The 22,683-nt window shown below is 40.3% G+C and carries 16 protein-coding genes; 13 read left to right on the forward strand and 3 right to left on the reverse strand.

All coding sequences use genetic code 11. The features are described 5' to 3' along the window. The first annotated feature begins 4 nt into the window (after positions 1-4). Positions 5-919: a tRNA 2-thiocytidine(32) synthetase TtcA gene (gene ttcA / locus AAC852_RS07610; RefSeq protein WP_340620514.1), complete on the forward strand. Its 915-nt coding sequence runs from the start codon at positions 5-7 to the stop codon at positions 917-919. Positions 920-1,173: 254 nt separating this feature from the next. Here the strand turns inward: ttcA and zntB are convergent, their stop codons facing one another. From zntB to AAC852_RS07625, 3 genes are all read right to left on the reverse strand, one after another. Further along, complete coding sequence (zntB, locus tag AAC852_RS07615; protein WP_340620515.1) at positions 1,174-2,157, reverse strand: zinc transporter ZntB; 984 nt, start codon at positions 2,155-2,157, stop codon at positions 1,174-1,176. 196 nt (positions 2,158-2,353) lie between these two features. After that, positions 2,354-2,476: a hypothetical protein gene (locus AAC852_RS07620; RefSeq protein WP_340620516.1), complete on the reverse strand. Its 123-nt coding sequence runs from the start codon at positions 2,474-2,476 to the stop codon at positions 2,354-2,356. A 209-nt stretch (positions 2,477-2,685) separates the two neighbouring features. Beyond that, positions 2,686-4,308 (reverse strand): peptide ABC transporter substrate-binding protein, encoded by a 1,623-nt coding sequence (locus AAC852_RS07625; protein WP_422824267.1) that lies wholly within the window; start codon positions 4,306-4,308, stop codon positions 2,686-2,688. A 159-nt stretch (positions 4,309-4,467) separates the two neighbouring features. On the opposite strand from AAC852_RS07625, the gene tpx reads away from it, so the two are divergent. The 12 genes from tpx to tssA all read left to right on the forward strand — a co-directional run bounded on the left by tpx (position 4,468) and on the right by tssA (position 22,584). Further along, positions 4,468-4,971 carry a thiol peroxidase gene (gene tpx / locus AAC852_RS07630; RefSeq protein ID WP_340620517.1) on the forward strand — a complete coding sequence of 168 codons (504 nt, stop codon included), beginning with the start codon at positions 4,468-4,470 and terminating at the stop codon, positions 4,969-4,971. A 456-nt stretch (positions 4,972-5,427) separates the two neighbouring features. Then, entirely contained in the window at positions 5,428-7,395 is a 1,968-nt protein-coding gene (locus AAC852_RS07635; RefSeq protein ID WP_340620518.1) for a type VI secretion system Vgr family protein, read from the forward strand. Positions 7,396-7,742: 347 nt separating this feature from the next. After that, on the forward strand, positions 7,743-9,908 hold the full coding sequence (locus AAC852_RS07640) for a type VI secretion system Vgr family protein (protein ID WP_340620519.1): 2,166 nt from the start codon (positions 7,743-7,745) through the stop codon (positions 9,906-9,908). 22 nt (positions 9,909-9,930) lie between these two features. Continuing rightward, positions 9,931-12,507, forward strand: coding sequence for a DUF2169 family type VI secretion system accessory protein (locus AAC852_RS07645; protein WP_340620520.1), 2,577 nt, complete (start codon positions 9,931-9,933; stop codon positions 12,505-12,507). Beyond that, on the forward strand, positions 12,504-13,568 hold the full coding sequence (locus AAC852_RS07650; protein ID WP_340620521.1) for a pentapeptide repeat-containing protein: 1,065 nt from the start codon (positions 12,504-12,506) through the stop codon (positions 13,566-13,568). Before AAC852_RS07645 ends, AAC852_RS07650 begins: the two co-directional genes overlap by 4 nt. Positions 13,569-13,582: 14 nt before the next feature. Next, complete coding sequence (locus AAC852_RS07655; protein ID WP_340620522.1) at positions 13,583-14,203, forward strand: DUF3540 domain-containing protein; 621 nt, start codon at positions 13,583-13,585, stop codon at positions 14,201-14,203. 70 nt (positions 14,204-14,273) lie between these two features. Beyond that, positions 14,274-14,537 (forward strand): DUF4150 domain-containing protein, encoded by a 264-nt coding sequence (locus AAC852_RS07660; protein ID WP_340620628.1) that lies wholly within the window; start codon positions 14,274-14,276, stop codon positions 14,535-14,537. A 91-nt stretch (positions 14,538-14,628) separates the two neighbouring features. Further along, the gene (gene tssJ, locus AAC852_RS07665; protein WP_340620523.1) at positions 14,629-15,183 is read left to right on the forward strand and encodes a type VI secretion system lipoprotein TssJ; all 555 of its coding nucleotides are present in this window, start codon (positions 14,629-14,631) and stop codon (positions 15,181-15,183) included. Between the two features lie 7 nt (positions 15,184-15,190). Further along, on the forward strand, positions 15,191-16,531 hold the full coding sequence (tssK, locus tag AAC852_RS07670) for a type VI secretion system baseplate subunit TssK (protein WP_340620524.1): 1,341 nt from the start codon (positions 15,191-15,193) through the stop codon (positions 16,529-16,531). 14 nt (positions 16,532-16,545) lie between these two features. Next, positions 16,546-17,760 (forward strand): DotU family type VI secretion system protein, encoded by a 1,215-nt coding sequence (locus AAC852_RS07675; protein ID WP_340620525.1) that lies wholly within the window; start codon positions 16,546-16,548, stop codon positions 17,758-17,760. A 10-nt stretch (positions 17,761-17,770) separates the two neighbouring features. Beyond that, complete coding sequence (gene tssM, locus AAC852_RS07680) at positions 17,771-21,481, forward strand: type VI secretion system membrane subunit TssM (RefSeq protein WP_340620526.1); 3,711 nt, start codon at positions 17,771-17,773, stop codon at positions 21,479-21,481. Further along, the gene (gene tssA / locus AAC852_RS07685; protein WP_340620527.1) at positions 21,478-22,584 is read left to right on the forward strand and encodes a type VI secretion system protein TssA; all 1,107 of its coding nucleotides are present in this window, start codon (positions 21,478-21,480) and stop codon (positions 22,582-22,584) included. The genes tssM and tssA overlap by 4 nt, the downstream gene beginning before the upstream one ends. Positions 22,585-22,683 lie beyond the last annotated feature (99 nt).

Genomic DNA, 22,683 nt, shown 5'->3' on the forward strand with positions numbered 1-22,683 from the left:
AGAGATGAACACTCAAAAAGAACAATATAATTTCAATAAATTACAAAAACGTCTGCGTCGTGATGTGGGCCAAGCTATCGCAGATTTCAATATGATCGAAGAAGGTGATCGCATCATGGTCTGCCTTTCTGGTGGCAAAGACAGCTACACTCTGCTGTCCATTTTGCAGAATCTGCAAAAAAGTGCCCCCGTTAATTTTTCCCTTGTAGCCGTTAATTTGGATCAAAAACAACCCGGTTTTCCTGAACATATACTCCCGGCTTATCTGGATGAACTGGGAATTGAGTATAAAATTGTTGAAGAAAATACCTATGGTATTGTTAAAGAAAAAATCCCTGAAGGAAAAACAACCTGCTCTCTGTGCTCTCGTTTACGCCGGGGTATTTTGTACCGCACGGCGACTGAGTTGGGTGCCACCAAAATTGCATTGGGGCATCATCGCGATGATATCTTACAAACTGTCTTTTTGAATATGTTTTATGGCGGCAAGTTAAAAGGTATGCCACCAAAATTGATCAGTGATGATGGTAAGCACATTGTGATCCGCCCACTTGCTTACTGTCGGGAAAAAGACATCGAACGCTACGCTGAAGCTAAAGCATTTCCAATCATTCCTTGTAACTTGTGTGGCTCACAACCTAACCTACAACGTCAAGTCATTAAAGATATGCTGCGTGACTGGGACAAACGCTATCCGGGCCGTATTGAAACCATGTTCCGTGCCATGCAAAATGTGGTTCCATCACATCTTAGTGACTTTAATCTGTTCGATTTCAAAAGCATTAATCATGGTAGTGAAATTATTGATGGTGGAGATTTGGCTTTTGATCGGGAAGAACTGCCGATACAGCCTGCTATTAGCTCCGATGAACAGATTGATTTTCAGGCAGAACGATTGGATATCATCGAAATCAGATAATGATAAAAAATGGCCGATGCTAAAATTAACATCGGCACAACACATCAATTAATCTGTATAACCTCAATATGAGAAACACTACAATTATGGATATGGAGCACAACGTTCATCGCTCAACGTTGTATTCACCTGCCCAGTTATAATGCCTTAACTGTAGATTCAGATTATTGATATATCTCAAACTGAATGAGATTAACCGTTTGATTTAGGGAAAGTGATTTTGAAACACCGCTTTCCTTATACCTCATAGCACTCTATAACCATTTGCTACGCCTTAACCACCAGGTGAATGCGGCGATCAATAACGACAATAACAGGCTGAATAAACCAAACCCGAACTTATATTCATTCCCTGGGATCCCACCAAGGTTAACGCCAAACAACCCGGTTAAAAAGGTACTGGGTAAGAATATCATTGTTAACAAAGACATCATGTAGATACGGCGGTTCATCGCATCTGCCATAATAGAAGTGATCTCATCCGCAAGAACAGCCGTCCTTGCAATACAGCCATCCAGATCATCTAACCCACGCCCTAAGCGATCAGCAATTTCCTGCATCAGATGACGCTCTTCATCACTCATCCAGGGCAATTTTTCACTGGCTAAACGCATAAAGACATCGCGCTGTGGTGCCATATAACGACGCAGAACAATCAATTGCTTACGCAATAATACTAACTCACCCCGTCCAGGAATTTTCTGTTCCAGAATGCCATCCTCAAATTCAATCAAGTTATCATGCAATGCTTCAATAAAATCGTTCACTTCATCGGTAATAGAGTCCGCTATTTCAACCAACCAATGTCCCGTATTTTTTGCGCCTATGCCATTGTGCAAATTATCTAAGACCTGATCTATCGAATAGACTTTCCGATGACGACTGGAAATAATCATTCTGTCATTAATATAGATGCGGAATGAAACCAAATGATCAGGACGAGCATTATCATTACGGTTAATTGTCCGCAATGTCATCATCGCACCTTCTCCAGTGCGAATGAGCTTAGGCCGGACACTTTCACCTGCCAGCCCTTCTTTTACCGGAGCAGGTAACAAATTTGTATTCATAATCCATCGATAACTGACCTGATTTTTATAATCAAAATGCTGCCAGAAAGGTTGCTCTGCCGTTGCAAGTGCATTTTCCCCAAAGCCTGTGATACCGCCCTTACCATTCAATTGGCAAGCATACACAGCATTTGAATTTTTAAATGCTGAGCCATATATCGTTTCCACACCCACTCCTGTTTAACACTTGATGTTTAATTGCATAAAATAAATACAATACATATCCAACGTCATTGAAGATACTTTGTGTTTGGATCAGTATAGTTATCACTTTAGGAAAATTTTACTGTAACCAATATAGAAGAAGGCCGAACCGAAGCTCAGCCTTGAATTCAGAGTGCAGATTAAGTGATTTATTTCCAGTTCAAACACAAGCGAAAGTCTCTGCGGGGACAGTTATATTGTCTTTGCCAATCTGGTATTGTTCTGGTTTGAATGGGCAGTTGAGATCAGCTTTTTTATCTTCTGGCTTATTAATTTCAGACATAAATTCCTCACTTATTATTTGTTAAAATTCAAGGTAATTTCATCTTACTGCCAAATAGCCAGTAAATATTACTTAAGTCAGATTTTTATCTCAATCGAGAACCGTAAAGCAGTAATAGTTTAATAACTGGTCAAACGCAGAAATACGAATTGACCAGTTTACGATGAGTTAGCTAATTCTGAAAAAACACCGTTACCAGCCTATGCAGGCTAATGCTTAATGATATACATAGTATGACTATAAGCCACATCTTCAGGATTGGTGATCGGGTATCCTTTTAACCACTTTTTGATTAACCGGCCGTTGGTATATTGATAAATCGGTACAATTGGCGCTTGCTCTTCAATCATTTTTTCTGCCTGATTGTAATCCTTGTTTCTGGCTGTGCTATCTGTTTCCTGGCTGGCTGCTTTTAACAAGGCGTCATAGGCTGGATTATAGAATTTAGCCAGGTTCCCGCTATGTGTTGATGTTAAAAGAGACAGGAAACTTGATGGTTCATTATAATCGCCAGTCCAGGACGCCCTGACAACATCAAAATTACCGGTATTACGGTTGTCAACATAAGTTTTCCATTCCTGATTAACTAACTTCACTTCAACGCCCAGTTTTTTCTTCCATTCCGAGCTTACTGCAATAGCAATACGTTGGTTATTTTCCAGATTGTTATAGAGCAAAGAAAGTTTTAATGGATTTTCAGGGCCATAACCCGCTTCTTTTAAAAGAGTTTTAGCTCTCTTATCCCTTTCCTGCTGCGTCAGCCTCTCTTGTTGACTCTTTTCTGGCTGGAACCCGGCTGTAACATCAGGAGTGAAATGCCATGCAGGTTTTTCTCCCGTTCCCAGAATTTTTTCCGCAATCAGATTTTTATCAATCGTCATAGCAAGAGCTTGCCTGACCCGAATATCATTGGTCGGTGCCCGTTGAGTGTTAAATGCGTAATAATAAGTACCCAATTGATCGGGAGTAAAAACTTCTGCCGGGATATCACGCAGTAACTTGCGGTACATATTTTTAGGAAAAGATTCTGTAATATCCAGATCTCCGGCCAAATAACGCTTAACCGCGTGGGATTCCTGACTGATAGGTACAAAAATGACTTTTTTCAACACCGTATTTTTGTGATCCCAATAATAAGGGTTAGGCGTCAAAACAATTTTTTCATTGACCACCCGCCCTGTAAGCATAAATGCGCCATTACCAACTAAATGACCGACCCTGGTCCAGTCATTACCGTATCTTTCAACACTCTGTTTATTGACTGGGTAAAGACTAAAATTAGTTGTCATACTGGGAAAATAAGGTACAGGGCGATCCAGTGTGACTTTCAGGGTATAAGCATCAAGAGCTTCAACGCCTAATTTTTCGGCTGGCAGTTTACCATCAATAATAGCCTGAGCATTCTGAATACCTGATAAAGCCGCAAACCAGGCAAATGAGGAAGCATTTTTAGGATTAACCAGTCTCTGCCAGCTATAAACAAAATCAGAAGCTGTCACTTTGTCACCATTAGACCAATGGGCATTCTGTCGCAGTGTAAATATCCATGTTTTGTTGTCTGTCGTTTGCCAGTCAATAGCAACACCGGGAATAGGTTTGCCATAAGCATCCTGATTGACGAGACCTTCCAGCAAATCACGTAATACCTGTGCTTCCGTTAAGCCAAAAGATTTAATCGGATCAAGTGAGGCAGGTTCATCTTTCAAATGTCGAACCAACTCCTGATGAGGATCTAATTGAGTCCCCACCGGGATCTCAGCAGCATAAACAGAAAGAGGCAAAGAAAGTCCGGTCATCAGTAATACAGAAGGGAATAAGGGTAAATTATGCATAAATTCTACTGGTCTAATAATCACCCTAAAATAAATTATAAGACACTGTTAATTAAACAATAGGTGAGTATTTCTAAATATTACATCTATTTTTGTGGGCAAGATCGCACTATTCCTTTACACTGGCACCGCAGTTTACTTATATAGAGGGATAAAATTATGACACAAACCGTCAAGTTCCAAGGCAGCGATATCACCGTGAGCGGAAGTTTTCCACAAGTAGGTGAAACAGTAAAAGAATTTACGCTGGTAGCCAAAGATCTCACTGATGTGACACTGAGCCAATACGCAGGAAAACGTAAGGTACTCAATATATTTCCAAGTATTGATACCGGTGTTTGTGCAACTTCTGTTCGTAAATTCAATCAACATGCCAGCGAACTGAACAATACCGTCGTACTTTGCATTTCAGCAGACTTACCTTTTGCACAATCTCGTTTCTGCGGCTCTGAAGGCCTTTCAAATGTCGTCACTCTGTCAACACTGCGCAGCGGCGAGTTTCAGGAAAATTACGGTGTCGCAATAAGCGCAGGCCCATTAAGTGGATTGACTGCGCGCGCTGTTATTGTTCTGGATGAAAATAATCAAGTCATTTATAGCCAACTCGTGGATGAAATTACCAACGAACCTGACTATGACAACGCACTATTAATGTTAAAATAAACAGCATTAAAATAAATTCTTTATTGGAAACAATGTGTTTTCTTGCTTCCGGGCACTGTTGATGCATTGTTTTATCAATAAAGCCAATCTCTGGCGGTAATTGTTATTTGGATAATTGTTGTATAATTGCCGCCAACTTTTTTATCCTCCCTGCTCCCTTTCCTCATTTTCTTAAGCACTTCTACTTCTTATGTAAAGATAATTTTTTATCTAAATCAAAAGGATAAATACCATTCTTTATGAAAAGAGACAAACTTGTAATTTTAAATTTTTTTTTGTAAAAAAATATAAACATAGTGATAATAACATTGAGATATAGTTTCTTTTGTGAAATATTGTATTTATGAATTAAATTAATAACAAGTAACGGTCAGTAATAACACAGGGTTTAATTTCTTATCTGGTCCTTTATTGATAGGTTCATGCGGTAGCTTTTAATTTAAAAAGGTACTCTCAATGAAAAGAAATATTATTGCGCATACTTCACTGGGTGAAGATAGTTTACTTTTTAGTTCATTAAAAGGTGAAGAAAAACTATCAACTATTTATAGCTTTGATATTGAATTAATAAGTGAAAAAAAAGATATTGATATCAAATCACTACGAGGAAAATCAATTACTATTGAAATAAATAACCCGGCTAACCCGTCAGCAAACGCACGTTATCTGAATGGCATAGTCCATGATGGTATAATATGTGATTTTTATGACTCTTACTTCTATAAATATAAATTCATTCTTCAACCAAAATTATCAATTCTGCAAAAAAGTAAGGGATGTCAAATATGGCAAAAGAAAACTGCCCCTGAAATTATCAAAGATATACTGAATAAACACAGCATCAAGTTTGAAAGTAAATTAAATTCTAAATATCAACAACTTGAATATTGTACACAATATCGTGAGACTGACTTCAATTTTATCAGTCGATTAATGGAACATGAGGGAATTTATTATTATTTTCAACATACTATCAGTGATCATACTCTTATATTAGCTGATTCCCCCCAATCTCATTCTGCCTTAGCAGGATATTCCTCTATAGAATATTATCCAAATCATTCGCCCCCAAGAAATAAAGAGAAGCTCTATTTATATGATTGGAATGTAAGTTATTCAATAGCACCAAAGATCTATGCAATGAATGATTACAATTTCCTCAAACCACGGGCTCAGTTACTGGAAACACAACAAAACCCGGATTCTTCGGTTCCCGACACAAAAATATATGAATGGCCGGGAAATTATACTGAAGCTTCACAAGGAAAATCTTATGTTCTGGTTTTACAACAATCCTATACCGCTCATTGTCATTATATTAAAGCCAAGAGTCTTGAAATTGGTATAGCTCCGGGGCATACCTTTACGCTTTCTAAAGCATTCAGAGACGGGGATAATGGTAATTATCTGATTGTCAGTGCTACATATGAATTTTCTGAATCCAGTGATTATTCTGGTCATATTGATATCAGTGATGATAACACAATCAAAATTGAAACCAGTTTCACTGCGATTCCGGCGAAAGTAAACTGGCGAGCTCCCTGTTTAACATCATGGCCGGTCGCTAGCATAGAAACAGCGCAAGTCGTGGGTGCGAGTGGTAAAGACATTTGGACAAATGAATATGCTCAGGTCAAAGTACAATTTCATTGGGATCAAGAAGGTGCCAAAGATGATACAAGTTCTTGTTGGATACGTTGGTCTAGCACCTGGGCCAGCACTAAATTCGGTGCAGTCCAGATCCCCAGAGTTGGAGATGAAGTTTTTGTCAGCTTTATCAACGGCAACCCTGATCGGCCACTAATAATAGGCAGTACTTTTAATAAAGAGAATATGCCACCGTGGGAATTGCCAAAAGAAGCCACAAAAATAGGTTTTATGTCACGGAGCATAAAAGGTGGAAATAATAACGCCAGTTATTTATTCATTGACGATGCGCAAGATAAAGAATCTTTTGATATACACGCAGAAAAAGATATGAATATTTCTGTAGAAAATGATCAAAAGATAGCTATTGATGGCTCCCGTACGACAGAAATAAAGAAAAAACAAACGGATACCGTAGAAGAAGATGCAAGTTTTACCTATAAGGCAAAACGTGATACAACCGTTGAACAAGAAGAAACGGCAGTTTTCAAAAATAAACAGAAAACAACGGTGACTAATGGTAAAGAAGTTGAAGTCACTAGTGGTGGCATTAAATATAATATAACTGGTGATTATCAAGCAAATATCAGTGGCAATAAAAAAGAATCAATCACCGGAAACGAAGAAGGCAGTATTACAGGGAATTGGAAAAAATCTGTCACCGGATCAGCCGAACTGAAAGCTATTTCGACTCTCACTTTAAGTGCAACAGTAAATACTGAGGTTAAAGGTACTGCATGCGTTACTCTCTCTGGTTCATTAATCAAGATTGGGTGATTTTCCATTTACTGTTACCCAGTAAACGATATTAATAAATATTTATTAAAATGCGATCGGTTAAATTAACACCTTTTCTCATAAAAAATGAATTTTATAATCTCAAAATACTTTATATAAAAAAAATAAACACATACAAAAGGGAGAAATAACAAAAAACAAAAAAATAAAAATTAATTACATATTACATCAACGAAATGACATTCACTGATTACAAATGGTAACCATTATGCTTAACTCAATATTAGAAAACCAGCACTATATATTCCTCTAACTACCCTATATTCCCGAATCTACCTGGAGTATGCGGTAGCTTTAAACAAAAGCGAGTAAATCTTATGGAGAGAATGTTTATCGCACACTCCTCATCCGATGAAACTTTATATTTTAAGTCACTGAATGGAATAGAAAGATTATCGGAAGCTTACAAATTTGAGGTTGAATTACTGAGCGAAAAGAGATTATCTGACCCAATATCTCTGCATAATACTGCCCTGACTGTAGAAATAAAAACCCCGTCAAAACAGACAAGATATCTAAGTGGTTATATAGAACAGATATCTTATGATCCCTTTTATAAATACGATGACAGGCTTTATTTATATACGGCTACAGTCAGACCTAAGCTATGGGAATTGAAAAAAAAACTGGGATACAGCATTTGGCAAGAAAAGACCGTACCTGAGATTATTGCGACTGTATTGATGGATGCTGGTATCTTTTTTGAGGATCGGCTCCTTGAAAAATATCGCACATGGGAATATTGCGTTAAATATAATGAAACTGATTTTGATTTCATCCATCGGCTAATGGCGCACGAAGGGATTTATTACTATTTTAAACACGACATGGGAAGTCATACTATGGTTTTAGTCGATATGCCACAAATGCTTGGTCCCATGCCTGGATATGATACGATCAATTATTTCAATGTCGGTAAATCGTCCAGAAAACCAAGTAAAGAATATATTTATAATTGGAATATTCGCAGTACCACGATACCAAACAATTTTTGTCTTGATGACTACGATTTCCGCAAACCACGGGCTAAGTTACAGGCGGCCATTCAGACTTCACTCAGTTCGGTTAATAATACAGAAATATTCATGTGGCCCGGACGCTATGTAAAAAATGGACAGGGGCAATTTTATGCTCGAGTGCTTCAACAAGCCGCAGAAGCACAAAGTGAACTGATTAATGGTAAAGGTAATGTATTGGGTATAGCTCCGGGACATACTTTCACCCTATCACTACCTAATGATATTAAAGGTGATGATTATAATGACTACTTAATTACCGGTGCTCAATATACTTTTTATGAATCATGTTACGGTTTCGCTCTTAATTGCGAATATGACGATTATGATTGTGACGATAATAAGCCCAATAAAGATAAAAATGTTGTCCAATTTGATGCTATCCCTGCCAATGTCCATTGGAAACCACCCGCAGTAACCCCCTGGCCAAAAGCAACAGGTCTTGAAACCGCGGTTGTAACAGGCCCTAAAGATAAACCGATATGGACTGATAAGTACGGCCGGATAAAAGTGAAATTTCGGTGGGATAAAAGTGATAAAAAAGATGATACCAGTTCTTGCTGGATACGCGTGGCAACTCGTTGGGCTGGCTGGCGGTACGGCAGTATTTATGTACCCAGAGTGGGTGAAGAAGTTGTTATTAGTTTTGTCAATGGTGATCCGGATAAGCCTTTTGTTATTGGCAGCGCCTATAACAATGAAAATATGCCTCCCTGGGAGCTTCCCAAGCATGAAACCCGTAGTGGTGTGATGTCAAATACAAAGGAAGGTAAGCATGAACAAGCAAATTACCTCTTTATGGATGACGCTCCGGATAAAGAGTTATTTGATCTGCATGCAGAGCGTGACATGAATATCTCCGTGGAAAAGGATAAAAAAGTCACTATTGATGGGAACCGCACGACTGAAATAAAAAAACAGCAAACGGATACAGTAACAGGTAAAGCAAGTTTCACTTACGAAGATGATCGTGACACGACGGTTAAAGGCAAAGACACATTATCTGTTGAAAACAGCCAGCAAAGAACCATTCAGAAAGGAAGAAAAACAGAGATTAGTGATGGGGATACTTATAAACTCAAAGGAGATTTAAGTGCTAAAATTGACGGAAACTGGACACAGAATATTACCGGAACGACGCTAATATCTAGTCCTAATCTCATTACAATAAAGAGCAACACTCATGTCTCAATAGATTGCCCACAGTCTTTTTATAAATCCGATATATTTAGTGTTTCTTCGGTAAAAATAAGCATAAGTTCGGTTTCAATGTCATTTTCCCACACAAAACTTAGTATAAGTTCAACCAATACAAGTATCTCATCCACGATGTTATCTGTCAGCGTAACTGATACATCCTTTAGTAAAACGGGAACAGATCTTTCGCAATCTAATACGAAGTTAGCTAAAGCAATTACTTCGATCATACAGACAAGCGCTAACATTTTAAACAGCAGCTTACATATCATCAGTTGACTAATATATCTGGTAGATTGTAATGAAAATTATCAAACCCCTGCGATTAAGTGTGCTTTATCGGCCTTATCGCTGGATGCAAAAAAACCATCTCGGTATCTCTATCATGGCACTCGCTGATATGAGTTCTACTCCACGCTTGCGTCCAGAACCAGAACTTTGGCAACTTGCAGAAAAAGAACTGAAAACCTGTAATGGTATTGTTGATCTCGCGATGCCTAAATCCTGTGCTGAATTTCTGGCTACAGGCTATGCCTATACGCATCACCAAGCCGATAAAACAGCTTGTACAGTACGTATTCAGGTGGATCAATTGGAAAAAACATTGGTTGCTTTCGGTGATCGTTATTGGATTGGTGATACTCCCTCAAAATCTGAGGCATTTGAACAAATGCGATTGGACTGGAGCCGGGCTTTTGGTGGTGAAGGCTATGAAGAGAATCCACACGGTATCGGTTTCAGCCCGAAGTTGATGGAAAATGGTGTAAAAATCCATCATCTTCCCAATATCGAAACTTTGCACAAGCAGTTGTTATCACCAGAAGATATCCCCATTCCTGCCAGTTTTTGTCCACTGGATTTTACATGTCCGCGTCGTTTTACCCGTATTGGTAAAAAATATGACAAGGAGTGGCTGGAAAATGAATTTCCGGGGTTTGCCCATGATATTGACTGGCGACTATTTAATGCAGCCCCAAGGGATCAATGGCTGGATCAAATAACTGCCCTGCCAGTTCAGGCTGCATGGCGTATTGAGAATATGCATCCTGAAAAACCGGTACAAGAAGGCGTCTTGCCTGCGTGGCGTGCGCGTTGCTTTATCAAGCGATTACGTCTTGATGAGGAGATTTTTGAAGAAATAGGTATGCGCCAGACGACAGTATGGTTCTTTCCCCATTTGGAGCAAATGATCCTGATATGGCATGGATATTCCCAGATTAATGAAGATGATGCAGCGGATGTATTACAAATGGTATCGGCTCTGGAATTAAATGATAACCCCTTGACGGAAAATCATTATTTGCAAGTGCTCAATCAACGTATGGATAAAGAAAAAGGCGTTTTATATAGCTTCCGGGAAAAAGATCTCATCCCTGAAGAAATCATTGGCCCGTGGATAGACACAGAACAGCCTGAAAACAATCCAATACAGGAAAATGTGCTTAATCGTGAAAAACGTCTCCGTGAACAACAAAAAGAACGTTTAGCTGAATATGGTTACGATATCGCTACTATCATTCCTGCTCCCGCCACAACATCTGCACCACCTGCCACCCCCAGATTAGATGAACTGCCAGAATTTGTGGAAAAAATAGAGCAAGATGCGACCCAAAAGCGTACCGAAGCCGAGCTAAATCGAGAGGATATAGCAGCCAAAGCGAAACAACTGGGTATTGATATTGATCAATCAGTGACAGAAAACCAAGCCAGAGGGCCGGAAAATCTCTATAAGATGCGGGATATATTGCAAAAGCAACAACAGCAAATAGCGTTTGATGACCCCAAATTAGCACAAATTGAACAATTACTACGTGATACGTATTTTTTTTCAGTGCAATCACAAAGTCCGGCCTTACGCTTGACAGGAAGCTTGTCGCAAATCATTCGTAAACGGGTGCAAAAGATCATGGAGCAAGGTGGTAATTTCAGTGGCATGGATTTTACCGGGGCAGATTTGTCAAATATGGATCTGCGCGGAGCCAATTTTTCCCGGGCATTATTGGAAAGTGCCTGTTTCAATAACAGCCAACTGGATGAAGCCGATTTCAGTGAGGCTATGCTGGCCAGAACGGAAATCTGCAACGCTTCCCTGTATGGGGTTAAATTGGATAATGCCAACTTAATACTGGCTAAATGTGAACAGAGCGATTTTTCTGTCACCCGCTTCAAAGAAACACAATTACAGGAAGCATTGTTTGATCGCTGCCAGTTCAACCGTGCAACATTCACGGATCTGTTTCTGAAACAGGTTTTTATTACCCATTGTAATTTTCAACATTCCCAGTGGAAAGATTGTACCTTTGCAGAGCTCGAATTACCTGCACTCAAATTCAATCACGCAAATCTGAATAAGGTGTCTTTTCTCAAGTGTAAACTGGTACAAGCCATTTTTGACCATGCACACCTCGAAAACTGTGCCTGGGTAGAAACTGAAGCAAACAAGATCCGATTTCGTTCCGCTAATCTGTTGACTTGTGCTTTTGCGATGAACAGTGAACTTAACCAGGCTGATTTCAGACAGGCTACTTTAACGGAATGCAATCTACGCAAAATGCCCTTGGTTCAGTCAATATTTCACTCTGCGACTTTGAACAACTGTGACCTGAGTGAAGCTAACTGTCAGTCAGCCGATATGCAGCATTTAAATACGATAAAAAGTATATTTATCAGAACAGATTTTCAGGGGGCTTTATTGAACAATGCCAACCTGATGAATGCCCTGATGCAAAAATGCAGCTTTAACGGTACGGATTTACGGGAAACCAATCTATTCCGCGCCGATATGTCCCAGTCCATCGTTGATGGTTCAACTTTATTTAAAGGTGTCTACTCACAGCAAACGAAAACCTTACCCAAACGAGATAAGGAAGTGATATGAATTCGCTGTCAACAGGTGAACTGATAACAAAAATCAAACAAGGGGAAATAATTGAGAAAGTCAGCTTGCAGAATATGTCGTTCACCCGACAGGATTTATCTGGTGGGATTTTCAGAGAAGTCGATTTTTCTGGTGCGGATTTCTCTCACGCTCAACTGAAAGAAACTGTCTTTACTGAATGCCAACTTAAAGAAGCCGTTTTTGATTCAGCCGTGTTCGAACAGAGTACTTTTGAACAATGCAATATGATCCACACTGTATTTGATAAAAGTGAAATAACAAACTGCGTATTTAATCACTGTATTTTGCAGAAAGCCTGTTTTACAGAAAATAAGCAAAATGAAACTCAGTTTATATCCAGTTCACTGCAAGGTGTGGAATTTAACAATAGTGACCTTGAGCGGGTAACATTTATTGATTCAACATTTAATCAAGCAAAATTAACAAATAGCTGTCTGTTTCTGGTCACTTTTTTTCGGCTGGATTTACGGGAAACAAGCTTTTCTGCCAATGAATACACTAAAGCTGTTTTTTTTGAATGTGATCTCCGTGGTCAGGACTATCAGAAACAACAACTCAAAGAGTGCTTGTTCACAGACTGTCAACTTGAAGCAGCAAACTTCAATCAAGCAAGATTAACTAACTGTAATTTCAAAGGTGCCACTTTACAAGGTGCAATGTTATCGAATGTCAATGCAACCCAGGCTTTATTCATTGAAGCAGATTTAACCCAGGCATGTTGCAGCAATAGTCTGTTTGAACAGGCGATTTTCGTCGGTGCCTGTCTTGAATCCGCTGATTTCAGGCAAAGCAAATTAATCCAGGCCATCATGCACAAAGCACATGCAGTGAATGTACGATTTACCGGCTGTGACATGTCTTATGCCGATCTTTCCTATGCCAATGTCAACAATAGTGACTTTCGCACAGCACACTTTATGAGAACACTTTTTCACCGTGCCCAACAGGCTGAAGCACTGTTTTCTGACCGTCGTGGCATACTGGAAAATGATCCTGAACTGTTTGCCGCCGAAGAGTGGAGTATGCAACGCAAGATTTAACCGGGAGAATCAAAATGTCAAAACCTTCTTATGCGCTTTCTTCACACCCTCTTACTACCGAACAACCCTTACACCAAATTGCAGGTCAGGTTGTTAATCACCTTCAGGATGGTAGTTTAATAGTGGAAAGTAACAACCGGGGATGGCACTGCCGACGAGCTGCCAGTTGCCTGCTGACCCCCGAACCGGGAGATACTGTTTTAGTGATGACAGTCGATAGTCAACTCTGGGTTTTGGCCGTATTAGAGCGAGCAGAACAGCATCATCCGGCAGAAATCAGCGTGCCTGGTGATCTGGCTATCTCTTCTCAGGGAGATTTAAGTTTAAACAGCAACGGACTGAATATTGCTGCCAGCACTGGAAACTGCCATATCAGCAAAATGCAATACAGTGGTGAATCACTGTCTGCATGGGTATCCATCACCCAACTGGTTGGCAATAAATTTGAGTCTGTTTGGCAGACAGTAACACAGCTTAGTAACCGACTGTTTCGTCATACCACGCAGACAGAACAGGTTCAGGCAGGCCAATTAGATATGCAGGCTGAAAGCTATATCCGATTGCATGCCCAAAACACCATGATGTCTGCAAAAGCGGTCACCAAAATAGATGCCGAACAAATTCATATTGGTTAAGGAGATATCATGTTTGCCAATACTCAAGGGGGTGGAATGGATACAAGGGCCTACCGGCATCACTAATGCCATGAATATCTTATTTGCAGGCTCTCCTGTACATAACATAGCGACAAACTTTCCCATGACAACAGGAGATAACGCTGGAGTTAATATGGGAGTGGCTTCAGGAACAGTAATGGGACCAGCCAGACATACATTAGGGGCCAACTCTGTCTTAATCAAAGGCTCACCAGTAACACGGCTGACAAGTCTCACTATGCAGAATTCAACGAACGCCGTAGGTGCCCGCATTACTCCCAGTCAGACAAAAGTGCTTATTTCAGCGGCCTGATACACTTGACTTTTTATTTTATTCAATGCTGGCTATGCCTGAATAATTAATGAACTTTATGATATTGCGTTTTTCACTGAGAAAAACAATCTTGATCAAAACATTATATTCAATTAATTATTGGATTAAGAGGATATTTCTACCGTCGTTTTTATTAATATCACTTCTCTTAATAATGACAGGCTGTTCATCGCAACCGGAAAAGTTGCCCCCTTATAAATTAATTTTCAGTATTGCATCTAATGTAAATGATTCAGCTCCACTGAAAATACATGTTTTTTTATTGCAATCGAATGAAGAATTTATGTCGGCAGACTTTTTTTCACTACAAGACAAAGCGAAAGATACACTGGGCGATAAATTGGTCAATGAAGATCGATTTTTTATACTTCCTTTCGAACGTACACATTATTTATTGGAGAAAAATCAGCCAGAAATTAGCTATATAGGAATTATTGCAGAGTATAAACAATTAGATGGCAAGAAATGGCGTATTTCGTTTTCAGTCCCCGTACCAGAAAAGCTCCCTTTTTATGAATTCTGGCGTTCTGCCCCCGATGAACTACAAGTGTGCGTTAAGGTTACTGGTAAAGGCTTAAGCTCCAGCTCAATAAGTTCCACTTCAAATTGTGCCGCAGGAAACTGAAAAAATCATGAATAGATCAGAAAAAGTCATTTGGACAGAAGGCATGTTTCTGCGCCCTCATCATTTCCAACAGGCTGAAAACTATCTGGAAGCTTATGTCCGCGACTGGGGAAAATCCCAAATGTCCTATTACTGGGGTTTTCTGACACTCGAACTGGATCAGGAACTCCTCAATCAGGGTAAAGTCATGCTTTCCTCAGCGAGTGGTATTTTTCCGGATGGAACTCCATTCAGTTTTGACGGTGCACATGCCCCCGATCCTTTACAACTCACTGAAAATCAGACAGATGTTAATGTAGTACTCGCTGTTCCTCTTTTTCGGCGGGGCAGAGAAGAAGTCATTTTCAGTGAAAAAAAAGACTCTTTGGCACGTTTTGTCAGCTTTGAAGCCGAAGTGAATGATTTTAATGCCATGTCAGTCGGGAGTGCCGCTGTACAATTTGGCAAAATGCGCTTGCGCCTGATGCTGGAGTCTGATCTGACACCAGAATGGACTTCATTGAGCATTGTACATGTCATAAATAGAACCATCGATAACAAAATCTATCTTGATCAACAATTTATTCCTCCCCTGCTTAACTGTTACGCCAGCCCACAAGTGGTAGGATTTATCACCGACATCCAGGGGTTATTAGAGCAACGCCGCCAGCAGATAAGTCAACGTTTGTTACAATTGGGACGCCACAATGATTCCGAAATCATGGACTTCCTGCTGCTGTCCCTGGTTAATCGCTATAGTGGTCAGGTCAACCACATACGGAATATATCGTTGCTGCATCCGGAGAGGCTATTTAGTGAGTGGCTGCAATTTGCCACTGAATTGGCAACGTTTTCCCAAAACCGAGTGCCGGAAGAAATTTTTCCACTCTATGATCACAACAATTTGACACTGTGTTTCAATCAACTCATGTTTCAGTTGCGTCAAGGGTTGTCAATCATTTTGGAAGAACATGCCATCCAGCTCCCATTGACAGAATATTCTCATGGTTTGAACATCGCCACATTACCCAACGCCAGTATGGTCAATACATTCAGCTTTATTCTGGCTGTCTGCGCTGATATCGCCAATGACACATTAATGAGTCATTTCCCGGCCCAAATGAAAATTGCCCCCGTCGGTCGTATACGAGAACTGGTTCAGTTGCAATTACCCGGTATTTCAATACGAGCTCTGCCATCCGTGCCGAGACAAATCCCTTGGCACTCAGGATATATCTATTTTGAACTGGAAAAAGACGGGGATTTATGGAAACAAATGGATAAATCGGGTGGCTTTGCATTGCATTTGGCTGGTGAGTTCCCCGGTTTAAATATGGAATTTTGGGCTGTCCGTGATCAGCCTAAATAGAGGTAATGACGCCTATGATAAGACAAGAAATGCAGAAGATTGAGCATTCATGGTTTTCTGGTAAAGCCAATGATAATCCTCTGGTTGCTGCTGCAAATCCTCTGCTGAATACGCTTCCCCAAATCCGGCATACAACTGTTCATCCTGATCCAGCGGGCTTACGTCAAAAATTGATTGATGAAATCCGACGTTTTGAAGTCGCATGTCAGCATGCCAAACAACCCTATGAAGTCATTATTGGCGCACGCTACTGTCTATGTACCGCACTGGACGAAGCCGCCGCACTGACACCTTGGGGAAGTCGCAGTGTTTGGTCAGGTAGTGGATTACTGGTCACTTTTCATAATGAAACCTGGGGAGGTGAAAAATTCTTCCAATTGTTGGCTAAATTATCACAAAATCCCAAAGAAAATTTATTTCTATTGGAGCTGATTAATTTTTGTCTCCAACTTGGATTTGAAGGACGTTATCGCATCATGGACAACGGACGTTCTCAGTTAGAAACGCTAAAACAACGCCTGTTTCAGTTAATTCGCTCAATCCGCGGCAATCATCCTGCCGAATTATCTCCCAATGTACAAGTCATCATAAAACCCAACAAACTCTGGAGACCTTTTTTGCCTATGTGGATTTGTATAGCATTATTGTGTTTTCTGAGCTGTATCTTGTATATCGGCCTGAATTGGCGATTAAGTGATATATCTACCCCGGTTTTATCATCTCTCTATCAGACCAATCTGCCAAATGTAACCATTGATGATCGGATATCCCCACCTGTTCCTCCGACGCTGAATCTACAAAGCAGATTACGGGATGAAATCTCAGCCGGGCTATTAACTGTAACCGATCTGGCTGATAGAAGCATCATCACCTTGAAAGGAGACGGTTTATTCAAATCAGCTTCAACACAAATCAGAAGCAGTTATCTGGATGTTATCAGGCATATTGCGGAAGCGATGAATCATTATAAAGGTGAAATTTTAGTCGTCGGATATACCGATAATATCCCTATCTATTCTCGTTTCGTCTCTAACTACTCTTTATCGCTGGCCAGAGCGAAATCTGTCCAGAGAGAACTTCAGCATTATCTGAATCAGCCTGAGCGAGTTAAAACTGAGGGAAGAGGCGCAAGTGATCCTCTTGTCCCTAATGATACTCCCAGTAACCGGGCTAAAAACAGACGAGTAGAAATCACACTGTTAGTTTCTCCAGCCGATCAAATAAAGTAAGGAAACTAAGATGTTGAATGTACTCCTTTCTATCCTTACCAGCAGATTAATGTGGAGTTTTCTCAGTATAACGGCAATTTCTGTCATTATCTGGTTCATAGGGCCCATTATTTCTGTCGGTAACGCAGTTCCTTTTGAATCAAAATTCGTACGAATCTTTACCATTATTTCACTTTTCTTAGCCTGGCTCTTAAGTCAGTTAATTCCCCTGCTATATCAGACATGGCTTAACAAAAAATTAGCTAACCAATTGAATATCATTAAGGACGATGAAAAAGAACAGAAACAGGACAAAAAACACAATGAACAATATCTCACGTTGTCAGAACGCTTTTCTGACGCCGTAAAATTATTGAGAAAAGCTTATTTTTCCGGCTATTTTTCCGGTTTAAACGGCAAACCTAAACCTGGCTGGAGGGGGCTGCTAAGCCGTCAATATTTATACCAATTACCCTGGTATCTCGTTATTGGTGCCCCACATTCAGGTAAAACAACAGCGCTGGCAAATTCCGGGCTGAATTTCCCACTATTAGACTATTTCGGGAAATCTGCTCTATACAGCATGGGAGATATGAATAGCTGTAACTGGTGGTTTACGAATAAAGCCGTCCTGCTTGATACCACAGGTCGCTATACCAGTCATGATAATAATCTACACGCAGCAAACAACAGAGAATGGCAAACTTTTATCAGGTTGTTAAAAAAATACCGTACACGGCAACCAATCAATGGGATCATCCTTACTATCAGTGTGGAAGACTTACTGAATCCATCAACAGAAGCCCGTGATCAACACGCTTATATGTTACGCAGACGCCTGTCTGAATTACGTGAAAAACTTAAGATCCAATTTCCTATTTACATTTTCATTACTAAGACTGATTTACTAAAAGGATTTAACGCCTATTTTACCCATTTTGATAAAGCATCACGTGAACAAATTTGGGGGTTAACATTCCCACAAGACAAAAAAACTGACTGGAATATTAATTCGATATTTGAGGAACAATACAACCAGTTACAACTGCGACTGGATGCAGAATTACCCTATATTCTCTTAAACGAGTCTAATCCGCGGCAATGTGCCGAGAGTTATCTGTTTCCACAAGAATTTGCTGCTTTACGTCCACGCATTGCGCAATATCTTGAAATTGTATTCGCAAGATCAGGATTTGAAGTCCCCAGTTATCCACGAGGACTCTATTTCACCAGTGGAACACAGGAAGGGAAACCATTTGATGGTGTCATGGATAAATTTAACCACAATTTCCAATTGCCAACAGACAATGACAGTATTTCAATGTCATGGGGAAATAATGATGATAAAGGAATTTTATATCAACCCCAGACTCGCCAGACTTATTTCCTGAAAAATTTACTGGACAGTATTTTTCAGGAGGCAGGGCTCGCCAGCTACAATCGTTGGTGGGTATACCAAAATCGCCTGCTTAATTGGTTAGGCAACATGGCATTAATAGCAATTCTGGTCTTAGTCACCACTTTATTTTTGACCAGTTACAACAATAATAAAAATTATCTGATGGAAGTTCAGGCTAAAATTCCGACCATTTTGCGTCAGGGCACTGAATTAAATAAAAATCATGATGACACCGACGAGATAAATAACACCTATAATCTATTGCCGATTTTGAACAGTCTGGCCAACCTCGCTAAAAGCCAGAACTTTTCGCTGGATGATCCCCCAATATCTTACCGCATGGGATTATATAGTGGTGAACAAGTCAGTAATGCAAGTCATACTCTGTATATGAAAGCACTGCAAACACTACTATTGCCACAAATAACAAAGTTAATCACCAGCCAACTACACAATGCTAACGACAATAATACAGAGGAAACTTACAATACGTTAAAAGCGTATCAGATGTTATATCAGCCCAAACACTATGACGGTGAGTTTCTGCGTAATTGGGTGATGCAATATCTGAAAGCACACTTAGATCCAGAAACAACTCAGGCACAACTGCAACAACTTAACGGGCATCTCAGCCAATTACTGGATAATCAGGTTGTTACATCGCCGTATATTCGTAATGACTATCTGGTTGAACAGAAACAAGCATTAATTGGCAGCATTCCCCCTGCACAACGTGCCTACAATATCCTGAAACACAATGTGTTACTTGACCCCAATTTAACATCAGTAAATTTAGTCACACTTGCTGGTCCTCAAGCTGAATTAGCTTTCTCACGCATTAGTGGAGCACCAATAACCAGTGGCATACCGGGCATGTTCACCCCTGCGGGTTATAAAAGAAGTATCGGGAAAGATCTCATGACTTTTCTTGTCACTTTGAATTCACAGGATAATTGGGTACTGGGTTCTTATGTGAGAAAACAGTCAGTTAAAGATCTCGAATTATCTGTCCGACAGTTTTATATCAATGACTATATTTATCAATGGGACAAATATCTGACTGATATTCGTTTGAACAATATTAATGAATTAAATCAACGTGCCAGCACAGCACGTTTGCTCTCTTCTTCGGCTTCACCGATGCGTACCTTGCTAATCAATATCAGCAAAAATGTCGCACTGACTAATAGTCAACTCAACAGCCTTATGAAGAAGGCTACAGGTAAAGTCAGTAGTCAATTAACAAACAATAATTTAATAAACAATAAGTTAACAAATTTAGCTCCGAAACAAATCTTGCCGGATAATGGCCAACCGTCACCAGAGCAAGTGTTAGCAGAACATTTTGCACAAATTACCGCGCTGGCAAAAAGCCCTGATGGAAAAAATAAAAAAATACCTTTTGACGATATACTGAAAAAAATCGGTGACTTATATCAATATCTGGCTTCAGTGCAAAATGCCGTCAATACAGGTATGCCTTTTCCTCCCAACAATATTATTACCCAGCTACAAACGGCATCTGAACGCCTGCCAATACCATTCAGAGATATGATTTCTGCCCTGGCAATTGGAGCCAGTAGTGATACACAAATCAGCGATATGAAAAATGTCGGCAAACATCTTGGGGCAGAAATAGGGGGTTTTTGCCAACAGGCTATTGCCAATCGTTATCCGTTGATGCCTAAAGCGTACAAAGATATCAAACCTGATGACATGACACGGATGTTTGCTCCCGGAAAAGGTTTAATGGACAGTTTCTTCCAAAAAAATTTAGTGGGTAAGGTTGATACAACTCAGCCAGGATGGCGATTTATGCCGGGGGTAGATGGTAAGCCTATACCCGGTGGAGAAAAATTACTCAAACCTTTCCAGCAGGCACAGGTTATTCGCGATACTCTCTTTTCCAGTGGAGCTCTCACACCGTCATTTCATATCATGGTTCGCCCAATCAGTATGGATAATGAAATATTGAGTATGGTACTGGATGTTGATGGACAACGACTGCAATATAGTCACGGCCCTCAATTTTCGCAGCTCATTAGCTGGCCGGGCTCTGCGGGAACCAATCAGGCTCGCATTCAATTAAATTTAGAAAATGGCACAACGGCGAACTTATCGACTTCTGGCCCCTGGGCACTGAACCGATTGCTGGATCAAGCGAAGCGTATTTGGCAAAACAGAACTGGAAATTCAACTCAAAGTGATGATGCTGGCTTACAGGCAATGTTTAATATCAAAGGGCATACAGTTTTACTGGAGTTCACACCAAATAGTATTTTCAGTCCATTTAAACTGCCTGATTTCTCCTGCCCGAACCTGAAGAGTATGAAAACACCATGAATATTGAAGCTTTACTTGCGCCAATCAGTGAAGAGTCTCCCTGTGGGGAAAACCTCGAATACGATGATGTATTTCTGTTACTAGAACAAAGCATTATCGGAAAAGCAGAGCAACAGTTTGGTGATTTTGTTATCCCTGCGGAACCACCCGATTGGTTAGAAGTGGAAAAACAAGCTACAACGCTACTGCTGTCCCGCACCAAAGATCTGCGTATTATCATCGCTCTCATGCATGCATGGGTAGAAACTCAGGGAATATGTGGCTATGCCGCTGGTCTGACGCTACTCCGGCAAACACTGGAGCACTATTGGGAAGAGGTATGGCCAAGACTGGAATTTGATGGTGAATACGATCCCTTATTTCGCCTCAATGCACTGGCAGATATTGAAGATGGTGCCCCTCTCTCAATAAAAGTGCAATATTCCATTCTGCTGAAAAGTATTTCGCAAGAATTGTCATTCCGGGAAGTTTGCTCACTGCTTGATGGTTCGATAACAGAAATTAGTGGTTACACCGGAGGGCGAACCCGCCTGCAAGATGAGTTAAAACAGCAAACTGACAGCCCGGAAATATCAGCATTAGCCATCATTCGCGATCAGGTTACTGCTCTGCTTGATATTATTCGCCAGCACTTATCCGCCGGCCATATGCCTGAACTATCGCGATTCCTAAGAAACCTGAATACTGTTATTGAATTTAGCGCATTAAGTGGGCCCGCAACTGCCACTTCGATAACGCCCGATAATAAAGGAGAACCCAAATCTGCATCAGTGATAAAGCAGGCAACAACGCGATCATCAATAGACCCATCGTCTATAGAGCAATCATCAACAGATACAGCAGTTCCGGCTGGTTTGTCCTCATTGAATTGGTACGGAGTGGAAATCAATAATCGTGATGAAGCACGCATGCTATTGGAAAAAGCGAAAACCTATTTTCTGACACACGAACCAAGCCACCCTGCTCCGATGATGATTGACCGTATTCAACGCCTGATTGATCGTGATTTTATCGATATTATCTATGACCTTGCGCCAGAAGGATTAAATCAGCTCGCCATCATATTTGGCCATACTGATAATTCTGACACTGATACAAATTAGTTATCTCTTGTATTTATCCAACCAGCAAAGAAGCAACTTGCAAGACGAAGGGTATATCGCCCGTTTATCTCTTAACTTACCTATTTAGCCAGTAATGGA

Source organism: Xenorhabdus siamensis (genome assembly GCF_037996745.1).
Taxonomy (GTDB): domain Bacteria; phylum Pseudomonadota; class Gammaproteobacteria; order Enterobacterales; family Enterobacteriaceae; genus Xenorhabdus; species Xenorhabdus indica.